The 23,620-nt window shown below is 46.5% G+C and carries 18 protein-coding genes; 4 read left to right on the top strand and 14 right to left on the bottom strand.

Annotated features, from left to right (window positions below; all coding sequences use genetic code 11):
• Positions 1-32: 32 nt before the first annotated feature.
• The 12 genes from pyrC to AOC07_RS08420 form a co-directional block, all read right to left on the bottom strand.
• Positions 33-1,088, bottom strand: coding sequence for a dihydroorotase (pyrC, locus tag AOC07_RS08365; protein WP_215357509.1), 1,056 nt, complete (start codon positions 1,086-1,088; stop codon positions 33-35).
• Complete coding sequence (locus AOC07_RS08370) at positions 1,081-2,409, bottom strand: glycerate kinase (RefSeq protein ID WP_215357510.1); 1,329 nt, start codon at positions 2,407-2,409, stop codon at positions 1,081-1,083. The genes pyrC and AOC07_RS08370 overlap by 8 nt, the downstream gene beginning before the upstream one ends.
• Before the next feature lie 9 nt (positions 2,410-2,418).
• Positions 2,419-4,239, bottom strand: coding sequence for an ABC transporter ATP-binding protein/permease (locus tag AOC07_RS08375; RefSeq protein WP_215357511.1), 1,821 nt, complete (start codon positions 4,237-4,239; stop codon positions 2,419-2,421).
• A 9-nt stretch (positions 4,240-4,248) separates the two neighbouring features.
• Positions 4,249-4,698, bottom strand: coding sequence for a dihydroneopterin triphosphate diphosphatase (nudB, locus tag AOC07_RS08380; protein ID WP_215357512.1), 450 nt, complete (start codon positions 4,696-4,698; stop codon positions 4,249-4,251).
• 27 nt (positions 4,699-4,725) lie between these two features.
• Positions 4,726-6,525 carry an aspartate--tRNA ligase gene (gene aspS / locus AOC07_RS08385; RefSeq protein WP_215357513.1) on the bottom strand — a complete coding sequence of 600 codons (1,800 nt, stop codon included), beginning with the start codon at positions 6,523-6,525 and terminating at the stop codon, positions 4,726-4,728.
• Positions 6,526-6,541: 16 nt separating this feature from the next.
• Entirely contained in the window at positions 6,542-7,195 is a 654-nt protein-coding gene (locus tag AOC07_RS08390) for a DUF502 domain-containing protein (RefSeq protein WP_215293176.1), read from the bottom strand.
• 52 nt (positions 7,196-7,247) lie between these two features.
• On the bottom strand, positions 7,248-8,834 hold the full coding sequence (ubiB, locus tag AOC07_RS08395; protein ID WP_215357514.1) for a ubiquinone biosynthesis regulatory protein kinase UbiB: 1,587 nt from the start codon (positions 8,832-8,834) through the stop codon (positions 7,248-7,250).
• Between the two features lie 3 nt (positions 8,835-8,837).
• The gene (locus AOC07_RS08400) at positions 8,838-9,458 is read right to left on the bottom strand and encodes an SCP2 domain-containing protein (RefSeq protein WP_215357515.1); all 621 of its coding nucleotides are present in this window, start codon (positions 9,456-9,458) and stop codon (positions 8,838-8,840) included.
• A 53-nt stretch (positions 9,459-9,511) separates the two neighbouring features.
• Entirely contained in the window at positions 9,512-10,420 is a 909-nt protein-coding gene (locus AOC07_RS08405; protein WP_215357517.1) for a Tim44 domain-containing protein, read from the bottom strand.
• Positions 10,421-10,488: 68 nt separating this feature from the next.
• Complete coding sequence (gene ubiE / locus AOC07_RS08410; protein WP_215357519.1) at positions 10,489-11,232, bottom strand: bifunctional demethylmenaquinone methyltransferase/2-methoxy-6-polyprenyl-1,4-benzoquinol methylase UbiE; 744 nt, start codon at positions 11,230-11,232, stop codon at positions 10,489-10,491.
• A complete protein-coding gene (locus AOC07_RS08415; RefSeq protein ID WP_215293186.1) occupies positions 11,232-11,618 on the bottom strand; it encodes a gamma-butyrobetaine hydroxylase-like domain-containing protein in 387 nt (128 codons plus the stop codon). The genes ubiE and AOC07_RS08415 overlap by 1 nt, the downstream gene beginning before the upstream one ends.
• Complete coding sequence (locus AOC07_RS08420) at positions 11,618-15,457, bottom strand: FAD/FMN-binding oxidoreductase (protein ID WP_215293187.1); 3,840 nt, start codon at positions 15,455-15,457, stop codon at positions 11,618-11,620. Before AOC07_RS08420 ends, AOC07_RS08415 begins: the two co-directional genes overlap by 1 nt.
• Before the next feature lie 134 nt (positions 15,458-15,591).
• On the opposite strand from AOC07_RS08420, the gene ilvA reads away from it, so the two are divergent.
• The 3 genes from ilvA to queF are packed head-to-tail and all read left to right on the top strand — an operon-like array spanning position 15,592 to position 18,897.
• Positions 15,592-17,112: a threonine ammonia-lyase, biosynthetic gene (ilvA, locus tag AOC07_RS08425; RefSeq protein WP_215293189.1), complete on the top strand. Its 1,521-nt coding sequence runs from the start codon at positions 15,592-15,594 to the stop codon at positions 17,110-17,112.
• 28 nt (positions 17,113-17,140) lie between these two features.
• Positions 17,141-18,052, top strand: coding sequence for a 5'-nucleotidase (locus AOC07_RS08430; protein ID WP_215293191.1), 912 nt, complete (start codon positions 17,141-17,143; stop codon positions 18,050-18,052).
• Between the two features lie 17 nt (positions 18,053-18,069).
• The gene (queF, locus tag AOC07_RS08435) at positions 18,070-18,897 is read left to right on the top strand and encodes an NADPH-dependent 7-cyano-7-deazaguanine reductase QueF (protein WP_215357520.1); all 828 of its coding nucleotides are present in this window, start codon (positions 18,070-18,072) and stop codon (positions 18,895-18,897) included.
• Positions 18,898-18,974: 77 nt separating this feature from the next.
• Here queF and ssb read toward each other — a convergent pair whose 3' ends face one another.
• Together ssb and AOC07_RS08445 are read right to left on the bottom strand one after the other, a co-directional pair.
• Entirely contained in the window at positions 18,975-19,430 is a 456-nt protein-coding gene (gene ssb / locus AOC07_RS08440; RefSeq protein ID WP_215357521.1) for a single-stranded DNA-binding protein, read from the bottom strand.
• A 75-nt stretch (positions 19,431-19,505) separates the two neighbouring features.
• Positions 19,506-20,690: an MFS transporter gene (locus AOC07_RS08445; RefSeq protein ID WP_215293197.1), complete on the bottom strand. Its 1,185-nt coding sequence runs from the start codon at positions 20,688-20,690 to the stop codon at positions 19,506-19,508.
• A 37-nt stretch (positions 20,691-20,727) separates the two neighbouring features.
• On the opposite strand from AOC07_RS08445, the gene uvrA reads away from it, so the two are divergent.
• The gene (uvrA, locus tag AOC07_RS08450) at positions 20,728-23,616 is read left to right on the top strand and encodes an excinuclease ABC subunit UvrA (RefSeq protein ID WP_215357522.1); all 2,889 of its coding nucleotides are present in this window, start codon (positions 20,728-20,730) and stop codon (positions 23,614-23,616) included.
• Positions 23,617-23,620: the final 4 nt, after the last annotated feature.

The following is a 23,620-nucleotide window of genomic DNA, read 5'->3' on the forward strand; positions in this document are numbered from 1 at the left end:
CAAATTGGCTTGCAAAAAGAATGGTGGTGGAATTAGGCTAACGACCAAGCAATGGTTTCGCCAGCGCGCAGCGGAACAATAGTTTCAGCGCCTAACGGCAACTCAGCAGGAATACTGTGCGCTTGTTTGGTGAGTGTAATTTTTTTGCTATTACGGGGCAAAGTATAAAAATCGGGGCCAAAAAAGCTTGCAAAGCCTTCTAATTTATCCAACTTGCCAACACTCTCGAATGCTTCAGCGTATAAGCCGAGGGCATTGAATGCGCTATAGCAACCAGCACAACCACAGGCTGCTTCTTTGGCACCCTTAGCATGTGGAGCACTATCGGTACCCAAGAAGAAACGCGGGCTAGCACTAGTAGCAGCATCTAATAATGCTACACGATGCTCTTCACGCTTAAGCACAGGCAAACAATAATTGTGAGGACGAATGCCGCCAGCAAAAATCGCATTGCGATTCATGAGTAAATGCTGTGGAGTAATTGTAGCTGCCAAAGTATTACCAGGAACTGAAGCATCGCGCACATAATGCGCAGCTTGTTTAGTTGTAATGTGTTCAAACACTATTTTGAGTGCCGGAAAATCTTTGCGCAATGGTTCAAGCACTGTGTCAATGAAGACTGCTTCACGGTCGAAGATATCGATCTCGGAACTCGTCACTTCACCGTGGACTAAAAGCGGCATACCCACTGCTTGCATTGCCTCCAAAACTTTATAGCAGCGCTTGATATCGCTAACCCCCGCATCACTATTGGTGGTAGCGCCTGCAGGATACAACTTAAAACCAGCAATACCTTCTACTCTAGCTTTGCGCACTTCGTCAGGCGAAGTATTATCCGTGAGATACAAAGTCATCAACGGAGTAAAGCTGCTAACGCCTAAAGATTTCAGACTAGATTCAATCCGATCGCGATAAGCATTAGCCAAGTCTACGGTAGTGACGGGTGGCTTTAAATTCGGCATGATGATCGCGCGCGCAAACTGGCGCGCAGTATCAACCAAAACATCTTTCATGACTTCACCATCACGAATGTGCAAATGCCAATCGTCAGGCTGAATCAGTTGAATTTGAGTAGGGCTATTAGACATATGATGTATTAAGCAAAATGATACGGAAATCATTGACATTCGTTAGCGTAGGGCCAGTTTCCACTAAAGCATCTAATTCTGCAAAAAAACCATAACAATCATGAATGGCTAAAAATGGTTCCGGCGCAATCCCTTTGGCCATACTCCCCGCGCGAACATTGCCTGTAAACCAAGCACCAGCATTCTTTTCGCTACCGTCAATACCATCGGTGTCGGCAGCTAAAGCCGCCAAATTAGGCAGATCTTTTGAGGCCGCAAAGAGTGAGAGTAGGTATTCGCTACAACGCCCACCCCGACCTTTAACGCCCGCAGGAATAGTGACAGTACATTCGCCTCCAGAAATAATCGCAATAGGCTTATCAGTCAACTTAGATAAATGCTCTCTAGCCAATTGCGCCTGACTGATGCCGACTGCTTGAGCTTCACCGGTAATCGTATCCCCCAGAACAATGGGTTCATAACCTTGGCTACGAACATAATCAGCCGCAGCCTCTAAACTTTTATAAGCTGTTGCAATGACATGGTTTGCCACTTGGGCATTTACCAAATCAGCCTCTTTTAAGGTCTCTGGCTTTTCTCCTGCAAGGCCTTGTTGCAGATGATTTAATACTGAAACAGGAATGTCGTCTTTGCCTAAGTGATATTTTTCAAAGATAGCAAAGGCATCTTGGTAAGTTGAGTAATCAGCCGCACAAGGACCACTAGCAATATCGGCAGGTGAATCGCCTGTCACATCAGAGATCAGTAGTGCCTCTACCCGTGCGCCACGCTCAATAGCAACTCTTGCCAAATTACCACCCAAAATTGCAGATAAATGTTTGCGGACAATATTCATCTCCTCTATTGGAGCGCCGCTGCGCAAAAGCGCCTCAGTAGTCTGGCGCATATCCTCAATGGAGATACCTTCTTGCGGCAGCGTTAGCAGACTTGAACCCCCGCCGGAAACTAAAGCAATCAATACATCGCCCAGCTCAAGTTGCTTGGCTAATGCGTATATCGCCTTGGCGCCATCCATGCCCGCTTGATCGGGCACCGGATGACCCGCTTCAATAATTTGAATGTGTTTAGTAGATGATGCATGTCCATAACGAGTCAACACTACCCCTTCTAGATTTACTTGGGGCCAGTGCGCTTGCGCATAGATCTCTAAAGCGCTAGCCATTGATGCACTCGCCTTACCAGCACCGACTACTAAGCATCGCCCTCTAGGCTCTTGGCCAGCAGGAAATATCTCGGCTAAATATTGCGGAACAATGACTTGGGGGTCAGCTACAGCTACAGCAGCTGCAAAAGCATTTTTTAAGATATTTTGCTGTCTCATCAGACTATTCTAATCAAGAGCAGCACGTTCTTGCATTTGCCACATCTCAGCGTACCTACCTTGAGCCGCTAGCAATTGAAGATGGGTACCCCGCTCCACGATTTGCCCATGATCCATCACCAAGATTTGATCTGCGTGAATAATGGTCGACAGCCTATGCGCAATGATGAGGGTAGTGCGGTTTTTAGCCAAACTCAGTAATTCTTCCTGAAATGCTCTTTCTGTTTTGGAGTCCAAAGCAGAGGTGGCCTCATCAAATATCAACATTGCAGGCCTCTTCAGGAGCGTTCTAGCAATTGCCACGCGCTGCTTCTCACCACCAGAGAGCTTTAAACCTCTTTCGCCCACCTGAGTATCGTAACCATCTGGCAAACGCTTAATAAAGCGATCAATTTGTGCAGCTCTAGCAGCCTCTTGCACCTCTTCAATCGAGGCAGAAGGATCGCCATAAGCAATGTTATAGCCAATAGTGTCATTAAATAGAACTGTGTCTTGCGGAACGATACCAATCGCTTTACGCAAGCTAGCTTGCGTTACATCTTGGATATTTTGATGATCAATGAAGATTTTTCCAGACTGCACATCATAAAAACGGAATAACAGTCTTGCCAAAGTGCTCTTGCCAGCGCCGCTTTGACCCACTACCGCAGTAATAGTACCTGCTGGTATGCTGAAACTCACATTATTCAGAATTTCACGTTTTGCTTCATAGTGAAACGAGACGTTCTCGAAACATACATCTGGTCCATGATCTTGGTGCTCAATTCGCAATGGCTTAGCATTTGGTGAGTCTGCAATTTCTTTATCGGTATTGAGCAAAGAAAACATCCGATCCATATCAGTCAATGCCTGCTTGATCTCTCGGTAAATCACGCCTAAGAAGTTCAAAGGTATGTATAACTGAATCATCAAAGTATTTACCAAGACCAAGTCGCCCAGGGTCATTGCTCCATTAACGACGCTAATTGTGGCACGCCACAGAATCAACATCAGTCCAACAGCAATAATGATTTGCTGTCCTAAATTTAGAACTGCCAAAGTCTTCTGAGACTTTACTGCCGCCGTTTGATAGCGTAATAAATTCTCGTCGTAACGACTGGCTTCAAAAGCTTCGTTTCCAAAATACTTTACAGTCTCAAAGTTTAATAAGGAATCAATTGCCTTTTGATTGGCCTTTGAATCCATATCGTTCATGGTGCGACGAAAATGGGCGCGCCATTCAGTGACGACGATAGTAAAAATAATATAGAGCACTAGCGCGATTAAGGTAATCGCTGCAAACCAAATATCGTAGGAGTAAGCAAGGTAGCCCAGCACCAAACAGAATTCAATGAGTGTCGGCAGTATGCTATAGAGCGAGTAAGAAATGAGTGACTGAATACCACGTGTTCCGCGCTCGATATCGCGACTTACCCCACCGGTCTGTCTAGCTAGATGAAAGCTCAGCGCTAATGAATGTAGATGTTCAAATACTTGAAGCGCGACTTTGCGTACTGCATTCTGAGTTACTTTGGCAAATAGCGCCTCACGTAGTTCCGTAAATAAAGAAGCGGAAATTCTTAATAAGCCATAAGCAAGGATGATGCCAAGGGGAACAACCAATAGAGCTTGAGGGGAGTCCGCTTTGATATCTAAAGAGTCAATTAACTCTTTCATCAAAATGGGGATACCAAGATTGGCAACTTTTGCGGCGATAAGGCAACTTAGCGCAACGATGACCCGAAAGCGGTATTCCAAGAGATAAGGAAGCAGATCACTTATGACTCGCCAATCACCCCTTTGTGGTGTTTTTGAATCTAAGCTATTGTGATGGCCCGATGAATGTCTCATCGCCCTATCTTATTCCTTATTACCTGAGAATAATTTCAGAATAGCCTCGCCATTGCTGGGAGAAAAACATTTCTGAGCAGCCTCTTCAAATGGTAGCCATTGATATGCCACATGCTCTCTAGGAGCAAGCTGAATTTGAATATTTTCTGGAGCCTGAAGAGCAAACCAATGTTCGATATTACGGGTAACGCCAGGCGCATAACGAAAGCGCCACTCTGGATAAATCGTGTACTCAATCTGATGATGCATATTGACAAGAGAGCCGGCAGGCAGTTTTTCTACGGCTATACCAGTTTCTTCAAAGACCTCGCGGGTTGCGGCGGAGGCGAGATCCTCCTCTGGCGCATCTAAGCTACCAGTAACCGATTGCCAAAACCCCAAGCGATCTGCACGCTCTATTAATAAAACATCCCTATTCGATTTGTAGATAACAACTAAAACCGAGATCGGGATTTTCAAAATGGGGCTAGGTATTAATTGGCTTATTTATGCAGCTGGTGCCGCTTGACGCAAACGGATATGCAATTCACGCAGTTGACGCTCATCTACAGCACTAGGAGCTTGTGTTAACAAGCACTGTGCACGCTGTGTCTTAGGAAAGGCAATCACGTCACGAATTGATTCAGCACCAGTCATCATCGTCACGATACGATCTAAACCGAACGCAATACCGCCGTGAGGGGGAGCGCCGTATTGCAGCGCATCCAATAAGAACCCAAACTTGGCCTGCGCCTCTTCGGCACCAATCTTCAGGGCGCGGAATACCTGACTCTGAACAGCTTCTTGGTGAATACGTACCGAGCCACCACCAATTTCGCTACCATTTAGAACCATGTCATAGGCTTTGGCCAAGCACTTACCAGGATCAGATTCCAGATACTTCATATGCTCATCTTTGGGGCTTGTAAACGGATGATGGCAAGCAACCCAACGCGCTTCACCTTCGTCGTAATCAAACATTGGGAAATCAATTACCCACAATGGTTTCCAGCCTTCAGTAAGGAGACCATGCTCCCTCCCCCAAGCTGAGTGGCCAATACGCAGACGTAAGTTACCAATCGCATCATTCACTACTTTTTCTTTATCAGCACCGAAGAAAATAATGTCGCCATCTTTGGCAGCGGTACGTTTCAAAATGCCCTCAATCGCTGCATCATGCAAATTCTTCACAATCGGAGACTGCAAACCATTGCGACCTTCAGCAATGGAGTTCACCTTAATCCAGGCTAAACCTTTGGCACCATAAATGCTGACAAATTGGGTGTAGTCATCAATTTCGCTACGACTAATCTCGGCGCCGCCCGGTACGCATAAACCCACTACACGGCCACCCTCTTGGTTGGCCGCTCCTGAGAAGACCTTGAAATCAACGTCTTTCATCAAATCGGTCAACTCAGTGAACTCAAAATTCACACGCAAGTCTGGCTTGTCAGAGCCAAAACGTGCCATTCCCTCTGAATAAGGCATGGTTGGGAATGGGTTAGGCAATTCCACATTCATCGTTTTCTTAAAAATATGACGAATCATGTTTTCAAAGAGTTCACGAATTTCTAATTCGCTTAAGAATGCAGTTTCACAGTCAATCTGCGTGAATTCAGGTTGACGATCCGCGCGCAAATCTTCGTCACGGAAGCATTTGGTAATTTGATAATAGCGGTCAAAGCCAGCCACCATCAACAACTGCTTAAATAACTGCGGAGATTGTGGCAAGGCAAAGAATTGACCATCATGCACTCGCGAAGGAACCAAGTAATCACGTGCACCTTCTGGTGTACTCTTAGTCAACATCGGGGTTTCAATATCGATAAAGCCCGCATCATCTAAGTAACGACGGCACTCCATTGCAACGTTGTAACGCAAACGTAAATTCTTTTGCATCTGAGGACGACGCAAGTCTAATACGCGATGAGTAAGGCGAGTAGTCTCGGATAAATTTTCATCATCGATCTGGAATGGCGGGGTCACGGATGCATTCAAAATCACAAGTTCATGACACAGTATTTCTACTTTTCCACTAATGAGTTCGTTATTTTCAGTACCAGCAGGACGCGCACGCACGAGTCCTTTAATCTGAATGCAGAACTCGCTGCGTACTTGCTCGGCTAAAGCAAACATCTCAGGGCGATCTGGATCGCAGACTACCTGCACAAAACCTTCGCGGTCGCGTAAGTCAATAAAGATCACGCCCCCGTGGTCACGACGGCGATTAACCCATCCAGCAAGGGTGACTTCTTTACCAATCAGTGAATCGGTTACCTGTCCGCAGGTATGGCTTCGCATCAACATAACAATTTCCTATAAATCAAAAATGGTGTGGTGACTGGGGTGTAGTCAATCCACTAGAACTATTGGGTGGCACAGAGCCCATTGAAACAATATGCTTCAAAGCCTCTTCTACACTCATCTCAAGTTCGATCGTTTGTACACGCGGCACGATCATGAAAAAACCAGAGGTGGGATTCGGGGTGGTTGGCAGGAATACGTTGACATAATCCTCGCCCAATTTAGCGGTCACTTCTCTTGCGGGTACACCGGTTTGAAATGCAATCGCCCAAGAATCAGCATGGGGGTAACGAATTAACAAAGCCTTACTAAAGGCTTGGCCACTTCCAGAAAATAAGGTTGACGAAACTTGTTGAACGCTGGAGTAGATCGAACGCACAATTGGAATGCGATTAACAAGCTTATCCCAGATCTTCAACCACCATTGGCCTGCAAAACTAATCGCAAGCAATCCGGTAAACATAATGACCGCAATTACAATCAATATTCCCACGCCTGGAAGATCGCGAAAATGCTGCATATCCAATGCAGCATCGCTTGGAAGAACCACAATGATGGCGTGCATCACTGAACCAAATACACCGTCAAGCAAACCTAATCCCCAGCCAATCACCCAAACGGTGACTGCTAGTGGTGCCCAAACAAGGATGCCTGCGATAAAGTATTTTTTCATGTGTTCTGCCTAGCCCGCTATTTTAGCGGTTTAGAGTGTAAAGAGCGAAAGACTAATAAATGCCTAAGCCGATGATCAAAATTCCGACTAAAAAACCACCGGCAAAGAGCAAAGCCCCCACGATTAGGCGATGAGTGCGCCTTTCCTCGAGCAAAAGAGCCTTTAAAACCTCTAACTCACCGTTTTGGTCTTTTGTCTGATTTCTGCCTTGGGTCAAACTATCGGCAATTAAGCGAGGCAAAGTTGGCAGAATCTTGGCCCAAGCGGGTGCCTCTTCCTTTAAGCCATCTATTAGTCCACGCCAGCCCAATTGCTGGCTGATCCATTTTTCTAGAATCGGCTTAGCAGTTTTCCATAGATCTAGATCGGGATCCAATTGACGTGCTAGACCCTCAACATTCAAAAGGGTTTTTTGCAACAGCGTTAACTGGGGCTGAATTTCTACCTTAAAGCGGCGCGATGTTTGGAATAAACGCATTAATACAAGGCCAAGAGAAATTTCTTTAAGTGGCCGATCAAAGTAAGGCTCGCACACTGAACGCACTGCGCCCTCTAATTCTTCAACGCGTGTATTAGCGGGCACCCATCCAGATTCAATATGTAGCTCTGCAACGCGACGGTAGTCACGATTAAAGAAGGCTAAGAAATTTAATGCCAGGTAATTCTTATCAGACTCACTCAGTGCACCAACAATACCAAAGTCTAAAGAGATAAAACGTCCAAAAGTTTCTGGCTCCAAGCTAATCATAATATTTCCGGGATGCATGTCTGCATGGAAAAATCCATATTCAAACACTTGCGTGAAAAATATCTCCACGCCATCGGCGGCTAATTTTTTAAAGTCCACCCCAGCCGCTCGTAACTCTACAGTTCTTCCAATAGAGATGCCATACATTCTCTCCATCACCATGACGTTGGTATGACACAAGTCCCAATACATCTCAGGGATCATCAACTGACGCGAGTCCGCAAACTGTCTGCGCAACTGACTCGCATTAGCAGCTTCACGCATTAAATCTAATTCATCATGCAAGTAAGTATCGAACTCAGCAACGTTCTCGCGGGGCTTTAAGCGACGACCGTCTTCAGAACTCTTTTCAATAATCCTAGCCAAGTCATACATTAAGGCCAAGTCACCCTCAATCACCGGCAAAATACCAGGACGCAGAACTTTGATTGCGACAGCCTTACGATCCCACTCAGGATGTTTTTGGGTGGCGCGCAAGATCCCAAAGTGCACTTGCGCAACTGAGGCACTTGCTACTGGTGTGGCGTCAAAACTAATAAAAACTTCCTCAATCGGCCGGCCAAGCGCTTCCTCAATTAAGCGACGCGATTCTTCATTGGAAAATGGGGGGACTTGATCTTGTAGCCTTGCTAATTCATTAGCAATATCTTCCGGCAATAAATCTCGACGTGTTGACAGGACTTGTCCAAATTTAACAAAGATCGGTCCAAGCGCTTCGAGCGTCAAACGAATACGCTCACCCCTAGGCAAGTTGCCACCCGGCGAGGTCCAACAGACAACCGTGAGTATGCCTCTACCAATTCCTGGTTTAAGAATATCGCGCAAGAGCGGCAATAGACCATAACGCCAAGCGGTAAAGAAAATAAAACAAAGACGAGCAATTCGACACACGATTTATTTAGCCTTTTGCTCTAAGAGTTGAATACGTTTTTCCATGCGATCTACAAATTCACGCAAGTCACTTAATTCGGCTTTGTAAGTAATAAAGTCTCGTTTGTTCAAAAGCACTTTTCTCTCTTCACTGACATACTCCACAACATTGTCCAGCAAATCAGAGGCAGCAGAACGAGATGCAGCAACCCATTTCTTACCTTGCTTGACGGCAAAGTTCGCAGGCGCATCACCAACTAATTGAGCCAAATCTTCCTCATACTCCCAGCGGAGTTGGCCAGCTAAACGCCCTATTAATTGAGCTAAGTCTGCATCGCCGCCAATCTTTACGGCTTTAAAAGCTTGCTCACGCAAACTGCCTGAGCTCACTACTAAATCACTTAAGGCCTTGCTTGAAACTTCTAAGGTTAAGGAAGGGCTATCAATCTCTTCCAAGGCATTTAATAAGCCAGTTGTAGCAATTTCAAAGCAAAAATTACCCAAAGGTAACTTCAGCAAAATTGTTTTACCAGCATGTTTAGCTAATTCAGATAATGCCCAAGACTCACTACTCAATACATGATTCATCCCGCGATAGGCAGCGCCGGCAGCAATCATATGGGCAGAAGATAAATGCGTGTTCATGAGTGTAAAAAACCCGCACTAGTGCGGGTTTTCCAATGGAAAGTACCTAGAGCTTAAACCAACTGGGAGATACCCGCTAGTACCCAGCCCCCAGGACCCTCAACAGGCTTGCTTAGATTCCAGATTTCGGAGAAATCACTTGCCGGAGCGCCTTGCTGCTCACGAATCATGCCACTGAACTGAACGCTGCAGAAATAATGCGCGTCAGCGGTCTCAATACCAATGAGTCGGGCATTAATAGTAACCACATCCGTTTGATTAGTGCTGTCTGTGCGACCCGCTAAATCTTGCTGGATTGTGGAGAACATCTCGGGCGTTGTAAATTCACGCAAAGAGGCCAGATCACCCTGATCCCAAGCTTTTTGCAAAGTTGCAAAGTATTGCTTCGCATTCTCTAAAAAAGCATGCTCATCAAAACCCGGTGGCAATGTCGATTGAAACGCTTGTGGCTCAGTACTCATACCGCCAAATGCATTTGCAGCAGGCGTGAAGGCGGGCTCTTGTATGGGAGCTTGCTCAACACTGGTTCGCTGCATCCCAGTAGGAAAATTAGCAGTGGTGCCAGGGCTAGACATTGCAGGGAGTAATTTGCGAATGACGAACATAATCACAAACCCTGCCAAGGCTGCAATCAACAAGCCAGTAATCAATGAGGATGCCGCTTCCCCCATGCCAAAATGAGACAAGAGATAGCCGATACCCAAGCCAGCGGCTAAGCCACCCAAGAGGCCACCCATGCCGCCAAAGCGACTAGGTGCAGGTGCTTGCGGGGCTGTGGCTGGAGCAGTTGGCTGAGCCTGTTGCGCTGGCTTTTGAGCCGGAGTAGCTTGTCGTTGCATTGGCGCACTAGGCGCGCGCCCCATGCTTTTACCGCCACCCAAACGAGCAGCATCAACTTGACCAACGGATGCGAATATCAAAGTAAGGCTTAATAGAACTGCTTTGAAAAAATGTTGATTCATTTATATTTACCCCTTCTTATAACTGCTGAACTTCTTTAGTTTTTAAGAGCTTAAAAACTATACAACTATTAGTATTTAATACCAATATGTAAGGCAACGATACCCCCAGTCATCCTGTGGGTTTCTACCTCATCAAAACCAACGCCTAACATCATTTCTTTGAGGGTTTGGGCATCAGGGTGCATCCGAATCGATTCTGCTAAGTAGCGATAGCTTTCCGAATCTTGTGCAATCTTCTCACCAAGCCAAGGTAAAACCTTGAATGAATAAGTGTCATATACGGGCTGTAAGAAGGCATCCGGCTTTGAAAATTCCAATACAAGGACCCTTCCACCCGGCTTAATCACGCGACGCATTTCACCTAGAGCAATATCCTTATGGGTCATATTGCGCAAGCCGAATGCCACTGTAACGACATCAAAATGATTATTCGGAAACGGGATCTTCTCGGCATCAAATTGCACACAAGGTAAAGCCATGCCGCGATCTAATAAACGATCACGACCAACCCCCAACATGGAGGCATTGATATCGCTTAACCAAACTTGTGCATCAGGATTACAACCCCAATCAGCCGCTTTTGCAAATGCTGCCGCAAGATCGCCAGTGCCTCCTGCAATATCTAAGACCTTTTGTCCAGGGCGGACATTTGCGCGAGCAATCGTCATTTTTTTCCATATACGGTGCAGGCCAAATGACATTAGGTCATTCATCACATCGTATTTACTGGCTACCGAATGGAAAACCTCAGCAACCTTGCCAGCTTTTTCAGTCTCATCAACACTTTGATAACCGAAGTGGGTTTTACTCATCAATGACTTCCACAAGAATGGCCAGCCTGAATCATCGGTGCATCACGATCAAGGCCTGCTGCTGCTAATTTTCCCAAATGCTCATTCCACAACTGTTCCTGGTTCTCGCACAAGAATTGCAAATAATCCCAAGAATATAGGCCTGAATCATGCCCATCCGAAAAGCTCGGCTTTAATGCGTAATGCCCAACGGGCTCAATATTGGCAATCAAAACATCTCGTTTACCGGTTTGCAATGTTTCCTGTCCCGGTCCATGGCCTTGAACCTCAGCAGACGGTGACAACACTCTCAACAATTCGAATGGGAGGCGATAGGTATTGCCGTTTTCATAAGAGAGTTCAAGCACTTTAGACTGCTGGTGCACGACGATATTACTAGGAATCATTAAACCAATACCCTTTCAATGCCGCCTTGATTTGCCTTGGCGACATAATCTTGCATCCAGTTTTCACCAAGTAATTTCTGAGCCATTTCAACCACGATGTAATCCGCAGTGGTATCACTATCGGCATCAAAGCGAGTTAAGCCTTGTAAGCAAGATGGGCAACTTGTTAATACTTTGACGTCGCCAGTGAAATTATCTTTACGCAAATCATTTGCAGCCTTTTCCATTTCAATCTGCTTGCGGAAACGCACTTGAGTAGAAATATCAGGACGGGTAACGGCCAATGTTCCGGACTCACCACAGCAACGATCATTCTTCGCAATCGCTTTACCATCTTCCAATTGAATCAGCTCGTTTACAGTCTTTAAAGGATCTTGTAATTTCATTGGTGAGTGACAGGGGTCGTGATACATATACTTCACGCCCTTTACTCCAGAGAGCTTGACTCCTTTTTCTGCCAGGAACTCGTGGATATCGATAATGCGGCAACCAGGGAAAATCTGTTCAAATTGATAGCCAGCCAATTGGTCATAACAAGTGCCACAAGAAACTACTACAGTCTTGATGTCCAGGTAGTTCAGTGTATTGGCAACGCGGTGAAATAACACGCGATTGTCAGTAATCATCTTCTCAGCTTTATCGAAGTCACCATTACCACGCTGTGGATAGCCGCAGCACAAGTAACCCGGTGGCAATACTGTTTGCACACCAACATTCCAAAGCATGGCTTGAGTTGCCAAGCCCACCTGTGAGAACAGACGCTCAGAACCGCAACCAGGGAAATAAAAAACTGCCTCAGTATCTGCAGAAGTTGTTTTTGGATCACGAATAATGGGCACATAATTCGCGTCCTCGATATCCAATAAGGCGCGAGCAGTTTTCTTGGGCAAATTGCCAGGCATTTTCTTGTTTACAAAGAAAATCACCTGCTCTTTGATGCTCGGCTTGCCAACAGTTGCTGGTGGATGCGCTGTTTGCTGTTTAGCAAACTTGCGCAATACATCATTACCTAAGCGCTGTAACTTGTAACCCCAACCAATCATGGTCTTGCGGGCTAAATGAATCGTTTCTGGGCTGGTCGCATTCAAGAAGAACATCGACGCCGCTGTACCAGGATTAAAACGTTGCTGACCCATCTTGCGTAGGAGATTGCGCATATTCATTGTCACATCACCAAAGTCAATCTTGACTGGACAAGGCGTTAAACACTTATGGCAAACCGTGCAATGCGCTGCTACGTCATCAAACATTTCCCAGTGGCGAATCGAAACTCCGCGGCGGGTTTGCTCTTCGTATAAGAAAGCCTCGATTAATAAGGAAGTGGCCAGGATTTTGTCCCGTGGGCTATACAAAAGATTTGCACGTGGGACGTGGGTAGAGCAAACAGGTTTGCACTTGCCACAACGCAAGCAATCTTTCACGCTATCCGCAATTGCACCGATATCACTTTGCTGCATGATGATCGACTCATGGCCCATTAAGCCAAAGCTCGGCGTATAGGCCATACTCAGATCCGCGTGTGGCATCAGCTTGCCCTTATTAAAGCGACCCTCTGGGTCCACACGATTCTTATAGCTACGGAAGTCTTTTAATTCAGACTCTGTTAAATACTCAAGCTTAGTAATTCCAATACCGTGCTCACCAGAAATTACTCCATCTAAGGAACGCGCCAATTTCATGATGCGATCTACTGCACGATGGGCATCCTGCAACATCTCATAGTCGTCAGAGTTAACTGGAATATTGGTATGTACATTGCCGTCACCAGCATGCATATGCAAGGCCACGAATACGCGTTTGCGTAAAATATTTTTATGGATTGCTTCTAGCTCAGCGAGAATCGGCTCAAATGCTAAGCCGCCAAAAATGATACGCAGCTCAGTGCGCACTTCTTCTTTCCACGAGGCACGCAAGCTATAGTTTTGCAGTTGCGGGAAATAAGTATCCATCTGCGTAAGCCAATCAGCCCAGCGACTTCGCACCTGAGTAATCCGCTCCAGGGCCTGCTGAACTCGATCTCCCAAAATCTCTGCTGTGGGAATCTCATATTCCGCATCACTTTTGCCCAGTGGCAAAGCACTCTTTTTCAAGAAGGATTCAAGGCCGTCCAGTACTTGTAATTTATTTTTGAGAGACAACTCAATATTGATGCGCTCAATGCCATCGGTGTACTCGCCCATGCGCGGGAGAGGAATTACGACGTCTTCGTTGATCTTAAATGCATTGGTATGGCGCGCAATTGCTGCTGTACGAGCGCGATCTAACCAGAATTTCTTACGAGCTTCTGCACTAACCGCCACAAAGCCTTCGCCAACGCGTAAGTTCGCCATACGAACCACTTCGCTGGTCGCAGCTGCAACAGCCTCTTCATCGTCACCAGCAATATCGCCAATCAAGACCATCTTAGGCAAGCTATTGCGCTTAGATTTTGTTGAGTAACCAACTGCCCGCAAGTAACGATCATCCAAGTGCTCAAGGCCGGCCAAAATCGGGCCACCCTGCTTACTTAAGCCGTCAAGATAAGCCTTGATTTCAACAATGCTAGGAATTGCTTCTCGCGCTTGCCCAAAGAACTCAAGGCATACAGTGCGCATATACTTTGGCATGCGATGCAGTATCCAAGTTGCGCTGGTAATTAATCCATCACAACCTTCTTTTTGTACGCCAGGCAAACCAGACAAAAACTTATCTGTAACGTCTTTACCCAAACCTTCTTTACGGAAACGCTTACCTTCAACTTCTAGTAATTCTGTTTTCAGAATGCGCTGGCCTGGCTCACTATTGCCATCAGACCAGGTTAACTGGAAACGAACGATTGCAACATCATGAATCTTGCCAAGATTGTGCTCAAGACGCTCCACATCTAACCAGTTACCTTGAGGGTCCACCATGCGCCAGCTAGCCAAATTATCGAGTGCAGTGCCCCATAAAACAGCTTTTTTGCCACCAGCATTCATGGCAATATTGCCGCCGATACAACTTGCGTCAGCGGATGTAGGATCAACCGCAAACACTAGTCCAGCATGCTCAGCAGCATCGGATACACGACGGGTTACAACTCCAGCACCTGTGAAGATCGTGGACACCTCATGCTCAAGGCCAGGTAGCCGCTTGGATTTAACCCCGCCGATATCTTCTAATTTTTCAGTATTAATTACCGCAGACATGGCATACAGAGGAATAGCGCCACCGGTATAACCAGTACCACCTCCACGAGGAATAATCGTCAGACCTAATTCAACACACGCTTTTACTAGGCCCGGAATTTCAGATTCGTAATCGGGCTTTAAAACAACGAGTGGAAACTCAACACGCCAGTCAGTTGCATCAGTGACGTGTGCAGCACGTGATACACCATCGAAACAGATATTGTCGCTAGCGGTATGGCGGCCCAATTCTTTGCGAGCGCGCTTACGAATTTGCTCCACTTCTTTGAAGCCGTTTTCAAAACTGTCGATGGCACGGTAAGCAGCATTCAACAAAATCTCTACTTGATCGGCTGAGTCACCACTATTTCGTTTTTTGACTTCGCCCAAGCGATGCCATAAAGCATCAATCAATTGCTTGCGACGAACAGGGCTATCTAATAAATCATCCTGCAAAAAAGGGTTGCGTTGAACCACCCAAATATCGCCCAAGATTTCAAATAACATCCGCGCCGAGCGGCCAGTGCGCCGCACCCCACGCAAATCATTGAGAACGCGCCAAGACTCCTCGCCCAATAAGCGAATAACAATCTCTCGATCAGAAAAGGAGGTGTAGTTGTAAGGAATTTCGCGCAGCCGGGGGGAACCCGCCTCAGCGTCCAACAACTGGTTCAAAGCTAGTGGAGCATTCATAGCAACATATTTGATAAATAAGCATTTTAATTGAGCGAACCTGATAGTGGCAGGAAAAGGTGAAAGCTGCTCCCCGAAGGGATAAACCCTTGCAAATCTAAGGGCTTAGGGGTCATCCGTGGTACGCTCATTGGATGGCAACGAACTATTTAAAGAAAATTTTATCGGCTCGCGTCTATGACGTAGCCAGGGAAACCGAGCTCCAGCTCGCCCCCGAACTAACAAAACGTTTGGGCAACCAGGTCTTCCTAAAAAGGGAAGATAACCAACCGGTTTTCTCCTTCAAACTCCGAGGCGCCTATAACAAGATGGCCCATTTACCCCCAGAAGCCCTAAAACGCGGTGTGATTGCTGCTTCTGCTGGCAACCATGCTCAAGGGGTAGCCCTTTCAGCCGCCAAAATGAAGTGTAAGGCTGTCATTGTGATGCCGATTACGACGCCAAGCGTCAAAATTAATGCAGTTAAAGCCAGGGGTGGTGCTTGGGTAGAAATCATCCTCCATGGCGAGTCCTATAGCGACGCCTTCAAACATTCAGAGATTCTAGGCAAAAAACGGGGTCTGACTTTTGTTCATCCATTTGATGATCCCGATGTAATAGCGGGACAAGGAACAATCGCCCAAGAAATTTTTGCACAATACCAAGAATCAATCGACGCAGTATTTGTAGCAATTGGTGGTGGCGGTTTAATTGCTGGCATCGGCGAATATGTCAAAGCGGTGAGCCCAAAAACCAAAGTCATTGGCGTTCAAGCTTCTGACTCTGACGCTATGAATCAATCCCTCAAAGCGGGTAAACGCATTGAGATGAAAGATGTTGGCTTATTCTCTGACGGCACCGCAGTCAAACTCGTTGGTAAAGAAACTTTCCGCATCTGCAAAAAAGTGGTTGATGAAATCATCACCGTTGATACCGATGAAATCTGTGCGGCCATTAATGATGTCTTTACTGACACCCGCAGCATCCTGGAGCCAGCTGGCGCCCTAGCCATTGCAGGCATGAAAAAGTATGTTGAAAAAAAGCGCATCAAGAAGAAAACCCTTGTAGCAGTTGCTTGCGGTGCCAATATGAATTTTAGCCGTTTACGCTTTGTAGCAGAACGCGCAGACGTGGGCGAATTCCGTGAAGCGGTCTTTGCAGTAACGATTCCCGAGGAGCGCGGTTCTTTCAAGCGCTTCTGTGAATTACTTGGCAAGCGTAATGTGACTGAATTTAACTATCGCATTGGCGATCAAAGTGAAGCCCACATCTTCGTTGGTATCAGCACCCAAAAGGCTGGAGATAGCGAAGCAATTGCAAAACATTTTCGTAAAGCCAAGTTTGCAACGATAGACCTCACGCATGATGAATTGGCCAAGTCTCACTTGCGCCATATGGTTGGCGGCCACTCTGCGCTCGCTAAAGATGAATTGCTCTACCGCTTTGAATTCCCAGAGCGTCCAGGTGCGCTCATGAAATTCCTCACCAGCATGGCGCCCAACTGGAACATCAGCCTGTTTCACTACCGCAATCATGGTGCGGACTATGGTCGCATCCTAGTTGGTATTCAAGTTCCCGAGAATGAGCAGAAAAAATTTCAGACCTTTTTAGCAAAATTGGGCTACCCGCATTGGGATGAAAGTCATAACCCAGCATATCGCCTTTTCCTCAAATAATGTTAGATACCTAAAACGCAATTTATCAATGTCATACACGCTCACCGGAAAACTTGTCGTAGCGATTTCATCGCGCGCCCTGTTTGATTTCGAGGAAGAAAATCGCATCTTCGAATCGACGGATGACAGCGCTTACATGAAATTACAGCTTGAGCGTCTTAGTGAGGCCGCTCAAAGAGGCGTGGCATTCCCACTGGTAAAGAAACTCTTAGCCTTTAATGAGGAAGGTGAGCAACGTGTTGAGGTAGTGATTCTTTCTCGCAATGACCCAGTTAGCGGCTTACGTGTATTCCGCTCCGCTGAGCACCATGGATTACATCTCGAGCGCGGTGTATTCACTAGAGGCCGCCCTCCTTATCATTATCTGCGCTCACTGCATGCAAATCTTTTCTTGTCTGCCAATGAAGATGATGTGAGGGCCACGATTGATGCAGGCTTTCCAGCAGCACGCGTCTATCCAGAATCCAGTAAAACTGCCGAGTCCCACCCAAATGAAATCCGCATTGCATTTGACGGAGACGCAGTGCTTTTCTCCGATGAAGCTGAACAAGTGTTCCAGAAAAAAGGGTTAGAGGCTTTTGTGGATCATGAAAGCAGGAAAGTGGATATCCCACTACCTCCAGGCCCCTTTAAACCCTTACTCGAAGCGTTACACAGATTACAGCGCTCTACCAGCGAGAACGGTATGCGCATTCGCACTGCACTAGTAACCGCACGCTCTGCTCCTGCTCACGAACGTGCCATTCGCACCTTAATGGCATGGGGTATTGATGTTGATGAGGCTATGTTCTTGGGCGGCTTATCGAAGAGCGAGTTCTTAAGAGAATTCGAGCCAGACTTTTTCTTTGATGATCAAACTGGTCACTGCCAATCTGCTGCATCGGTTGCGCCTACCGGTCATGTTGTATCTGGTGTATCCAATAAACCAAAAAGCAAATAACAAGGCAAGCTTCCGCAATGGCTACACTTCCACTTGGACAATCAACTCAATACCCAGATCAATACGATCCCAGTTTGCTATTTCCCATCCCGAGATCTGAGAACCGCAAGAAGCTAGGCCTCAAAGAGAATCAAGCTTTACCGTTTGTTGGCGTTGATATTTGGAATGCCTTTGAGCTGAGCTGGCTAAATAAAAAAGGTAAGCCACAAATTGCCTTGGCGGAGTTTCAGATCCCCGCAGATTCTCCCAATATGATTGAGTCCAAATCCTTCAAGCTCTATCTGAATAGCCTCAACAGTGCGCACTTTGAGGATGAGAATGAAGTTAAAGAGCGACTCATCAATGATTTATCGACAGTCGCCGGCAGCAAGATCACCACTCGGATGAATCCAACCGAAACCATTGCTAAAAAAGGAATGCAGGAGATGGGGGGCATTTTGATGGATCGTCTTGATATTGAGATTGACCCAAGTTTGCCGGCAGATCCAAGACTATTAGGTGTCAACGAATCTTTTGGCCCCATCGAACAATGCCTAGTTTCACACCTGCTCAAATCGAATTGTCCCGTGACGGGCCAGCCAGACTGGGCAAGTGTACAAATCCGTTATCAAGGCAGGCCAATTCTCGAGGAAGGCTTACTGCGCTACCTCATTGGCTTTAGACAACTCGGTGAGTTTCACGAACATTGCGTCGAGACCATCTTTGCCGACATCAAGCGTGAGTGCAAACCAGAAAAGTTATCGGTATATGCCCGCTATACAAGACGAGGTGGCTTAGATATCAACCCTTTTCGCACCGATCACAATTCTCCTTGGCCCGAGAACGTTCGGCACGCAAGACAGTAGGCAAATAAAAACCCCTTGTAGGAAATCCTAGAAGAGGTTTTTGCTATTACGGCAATTGCCGCGCTAGTTGGCATTACTCAAAATGGAATATCGTCATCCATTGCACCAAGCGATGCGGCATTTGATGATGCTGGAGCAGACTGCTCAGCCGGCTTTGAGCGACTATAGCTCTCACCACCATCACCACTTCCGCCTACTGGCTTACCACCAAGCATTTGCATAGTTTCTGCAACGATCTCAGTGGAATACTTTTCTTGCCCACTTGCATCAGTCCATTTACGAGTACGCAAACGACCTTCAACATAAACCTGTGAACCTTTTTTAAGGTACTGACCCGCAATTTCTGCAAGCTTGCCAAAGAATGCAACACGATGCCATTCTGTGGTTTCTTTCATTTCGCCAGTTTGCTTATCTTTGTAGCGATCAGATGTTGCTACTGAAATGTTTGTAACGGCGTCGCCGCTTGGCATATAACGCGTTTCTGGATCGCGTCCTACGTTACCTACGATGATGACTTTATTTACCGAAGCCATGTTGTCTCCCGAAGAAAAATACTGCTGTTATTGCTGCTAAAAATAAACTGCTCGCTTTAATTGATGAAGCTGCGGTTATGTCTTTGTGGCTAGGTCCTTTGAATCTGTTGCTCGCGTTGGCATTTCACCCATCGACCAAGCAATTATAAGCCAGCACACTAAGAGTGCCGCACCCATCATAAAGACCGATAAATCACCATGGCTATCCATCAAATAGCCGCCAATAGCAGCCCCTGAAAAGAGGCCAATTGACTGAGTTGTGTTGTAAACACCTAATGCAGTACCTTTAGATTCTTTTGCAAATCGCGACACCAAAGAGGGTTGCAAAGCTTCTAACAGGTTAAATCCTACAAAGTAAATCAATAGCGCAAGAGCAATCATCATTACCGATGTAGCTTGAGTAAATAATGATTCAGCAATAAATAATAGAACGATAGCCGCCAGCAATACAGAACGTAAGCGCTGTTTCTTCTCGCCGTAAATGATTGCAGGGGCCATCAATACAAATGAGATGAGTACAACTGGAAGATAAATTTCCCAATGAGATGAGAGTGGCAATCCTGCCTGAACTAATAAACGCGGAACTACCAAGAACATTGCTACTTGAGTAGCGTGCAATACAAAAACTCCGAGATTCAAGCGCATCAACTCTGGACGAAAGAAAACCTCTTTCAATGAGGCTTGCTGGACCTTGGCTTCAGGCTTGCTGGTTGGTAATACATAGTAGGTCACAAACATCGCAAGTACACCCAAAATCGCGAGGACGATAAATATTCCACTAAGGCTGATAACTTTATAAATTGGTGCAGCGATTACCAGCGACAGTGCGAATGAGAGGGCAATGCTGCCTCCTACTAAGGCCATGGCTCGGGTGCGCACCTGTTCGCGGGTTAAATCCGCCACCCAGGCAGAAATTGCTGCTGATACAGCCCCAGCACCCATGACCCCGCGCCCAATGGCGATCCATAGCAGGTCATCTTTGGCTGCGCAAATCAAAGCCCCTGCCACAAATAAGGAAAGCCCCCATAAAACAACCGGCTTACGCCCAATTCGATCGGATAGGCGGCCCAAGGGGATATAGAAACAGGCTTGAATAATATTGAAGATCCCAAGGGTCAAACCCACCCAAAGGGCATGCTCCCCGCCCGGCAAGCCGCGCGCATGAATACTAAAGACCGGCAAAAGCAAAAATAAGCCCAGCATGCGGAGGCCAAAGATGCCTGCTAAGGCCAGAGTGGAGCGAAGTTCAGAAGAATTCATGGGAAAGAGCTATATTAACAAGTTACACAAAAAAATCATGAATAACGAAATCAAGATCCGCGGTGCCCGCACCCACAACCTCAAAAACATCAATCTAGACATTCCTAGAGAGAAACTAGTCGTCTTGACTGGCTTATCTGGTTCAGGCAAGAGCTCCTTGGCTTTTGATACCCTGTATGCCGAAGGTCAACGTCGTTATGTGGAGTCACTCTCAGCATATGCCCGCCAGTTTTTACAGCTGATGGAAAAACCAGACGTCGATACGATCGAAGGTCTATCGCCTGCAATTTCCATTGAGCAAAAAGCAACCAGTCACAACCCACGTTCAACCGTCGGCACTGTGACTGAAATTCACGATTACTTACGTCTGTTATTTGCGCGCGCAGGCACACCCCATTGCCCAGACCACGATCTTCCACTAGAAGCCCAAAGCGTTTCACAAATGGTCGACACCGTGCTGGCAATGAAAGAAGATACCAAGTTGATGATTCTTGCTCCCGTAGTGAGCGAGCGCAAAGGTGAATTCGTCGACCTCTTCCAGGACCTGCAGGCACAAGGCTTTGTGCGCTTCCGAGTACGCTCCGGCGGCGGCACAGCAAATGCTGCTAAAGCAGAAATTTTTGAAGTAGATCAATTGCCAACACTAAAGAAAAACGATAAGCACTCGATTGAGGTAGTGGTAGACCGTATTAAAGTGCGGCCAGATATTCAGCAGCGTCTCGCAGAATCATTCGAGACAGCACTGCGTCTCGCGGATGGCAAAGCCATGATTGTGGATATGGATAGTGGCAAGGAGATGATCTTCTCAAGCAAATTCGCTTGCCCTGTTTGCTCTTATTCCCTGCAAGAACTAGAGCCACGTCTTTTCTCTTTCAATAATCCAATGGGCGCTTGTCCATCCTGCGATGGCCTTGGACATCAATCCTTCTTTGATCCTAAGCGCATCGTTGCACACCCTGATTTATCACTCGCTTCTGGCGCCATTAAGGGCTGGGATCGCCGCAATCAGTTCTACTTCAAACTGCTGCAAACACTTGCAAAACATGGTGGCTTTGATGTTGAGAAGCCATTTGAAACGCTTTCCAAGAAACAACAAGACCTCATCTTGCTTGGTTCTGGTGATGTCACTATTCCCTTTGAGTACATCAATGAGCGTGGCAAAAACAGTATTCGTGAACATGCTTTTGAAGGCATCGTCGCCAACTTTGAACGTCGTTATCGTGAAACTGACTCTATGACGGTACGCGAAGAGCTATCACGCTATCAAAATGTACAATCCTGTCCTGAGTGCAGCGGTAGTCGTTTGCGTAAGGAGGCTCGCTTTGTCAAAGTAGGCGAGAAGAAACAATCACGCGCTATTTATGAAATCAGCGCTCTGCCGCTTAAAGAAGCCAAAGAATATTTTGAAACGCTCGAACTCAAAGGTGCCAAACGCGAAATTGCTGACAAGATTGTTAAAGAGATTGGCGCACGTCTGCGCTTCTTAAATGACGTAGGCCTTGACTACCTCTCGCTCGAACGAAGTGCCGATACTCTTTCTGGCGGCGAAGCACAGCGTATTCGCCTGGCCAGCCAAATTGGCTCAGGCTTAACTGGAGTCATGTACGTTCTTGATGAACCTTCGATTGGCCTGCATCAGCGCGACAACGATCGCTTAATTGGAACCCTGAAACACTTGCGTGATTTAGGCAATAGCGTCTTAGTGGTTGAGCATGACGAGGACATGATTCGCGCTTCAGATTGGGTGATCGATATTGGCCCAGGTGCAGGTGTTCATGGAGGCGAGATCGTTGCTCAAGGAACCCCTGCTGAAGTTGAGGCTAATCTAAACTCACTTACCGGGGCCTATCTTGCGGGTCGTGAAGCGATTGCAGTCCCAGAAAAACGCATTCCAGCAAATGACCGATTCCTAGAAATCATTGGTGCACGTGGCAATAACTTGCAATCAGTGCATGCCAAGATTCCAGTGGGATTACTCACTTGCGTGACTGGAGTTTCAGGCTCTGGCAAATCTACACTCATCAACGATACCTTGCACCATGCGGTAGCTCAACACCTCTATGGCTCTAATGCAGAGCCTGCAGCGCATGATTCAATGAAAGGTTTAGAGCATTTTGACAAAGTCATTAGCGTTGATCAATCACCGATTGGCAGAACCCCGCGCTCTAATCCAGCTACCTATACTGGCCTATTTACTCCTATCCGTGAGCTCTTTGCCGGTGTTCCCGCTTCACGTGAGCGTGGCTATGAGGCTGGCCGCTTTTCTTTTAACGTCAAAGGTGGACGTTGCGATTCTTGTGAGGGTGATGGCGTTCTCAAAGTAGAAATGCACTTCTTGCCTGACGTTTATGTGCCTTGCGACGTTTGTCATGGCAAACGTTACAACCGTGAGACTCTGGACATTCGCTACAAAGGCAAGAATATTCATGAAGTACTCTCGATGACTATCGAGCAAGCCCATGAATTTTTTGAAGCGGTTCCAGTTGTTAAACGCAAACTAAAAACGCTCTTAGATGTTGGTCTTGGTTATGTGAAGCTTGGGCAAAGCGCTACCACTTTGTCTGGCGGCGAGGCTCAACGCGTCAAGCTTTCTCTTGAGCTATCAAAACGAGATACGGGCAGAACCCTATACATTTTGGATGAGCCGACCACTGGCTTACATTTCCATGACATTCAACTGTTATTGACGGTGATTCAAACATTGAAGAAACAAGGTAATACTATCGTCATCATTGAGCACAACTTAGATGTCATTAAGACTGCGGACTGGATTATTGATCTAGGCCCTAAAGGAGGCGCCGGTGGTGGACAAATTATTGCCACTGGAACACCGGAAGATGTCGCAAAAAATGAATCTAGCTTTACTGGCCACTACTTGGCGCCATTACTAACCCGAAAACTTGTTGCCGCTAAGAAGAAAAAATAATCGC

It is taken from the genome of Polynucleobacter sp. UB-Raua-W9, assembly GCF_018687435.1.
In the GTDB taxonomy this organism is placed as follows: Bacteria; Pseudomonadota; Gammaproteobacteria; order Burkholderiales; family Burkholderiaceae; genus Polynucleobacter.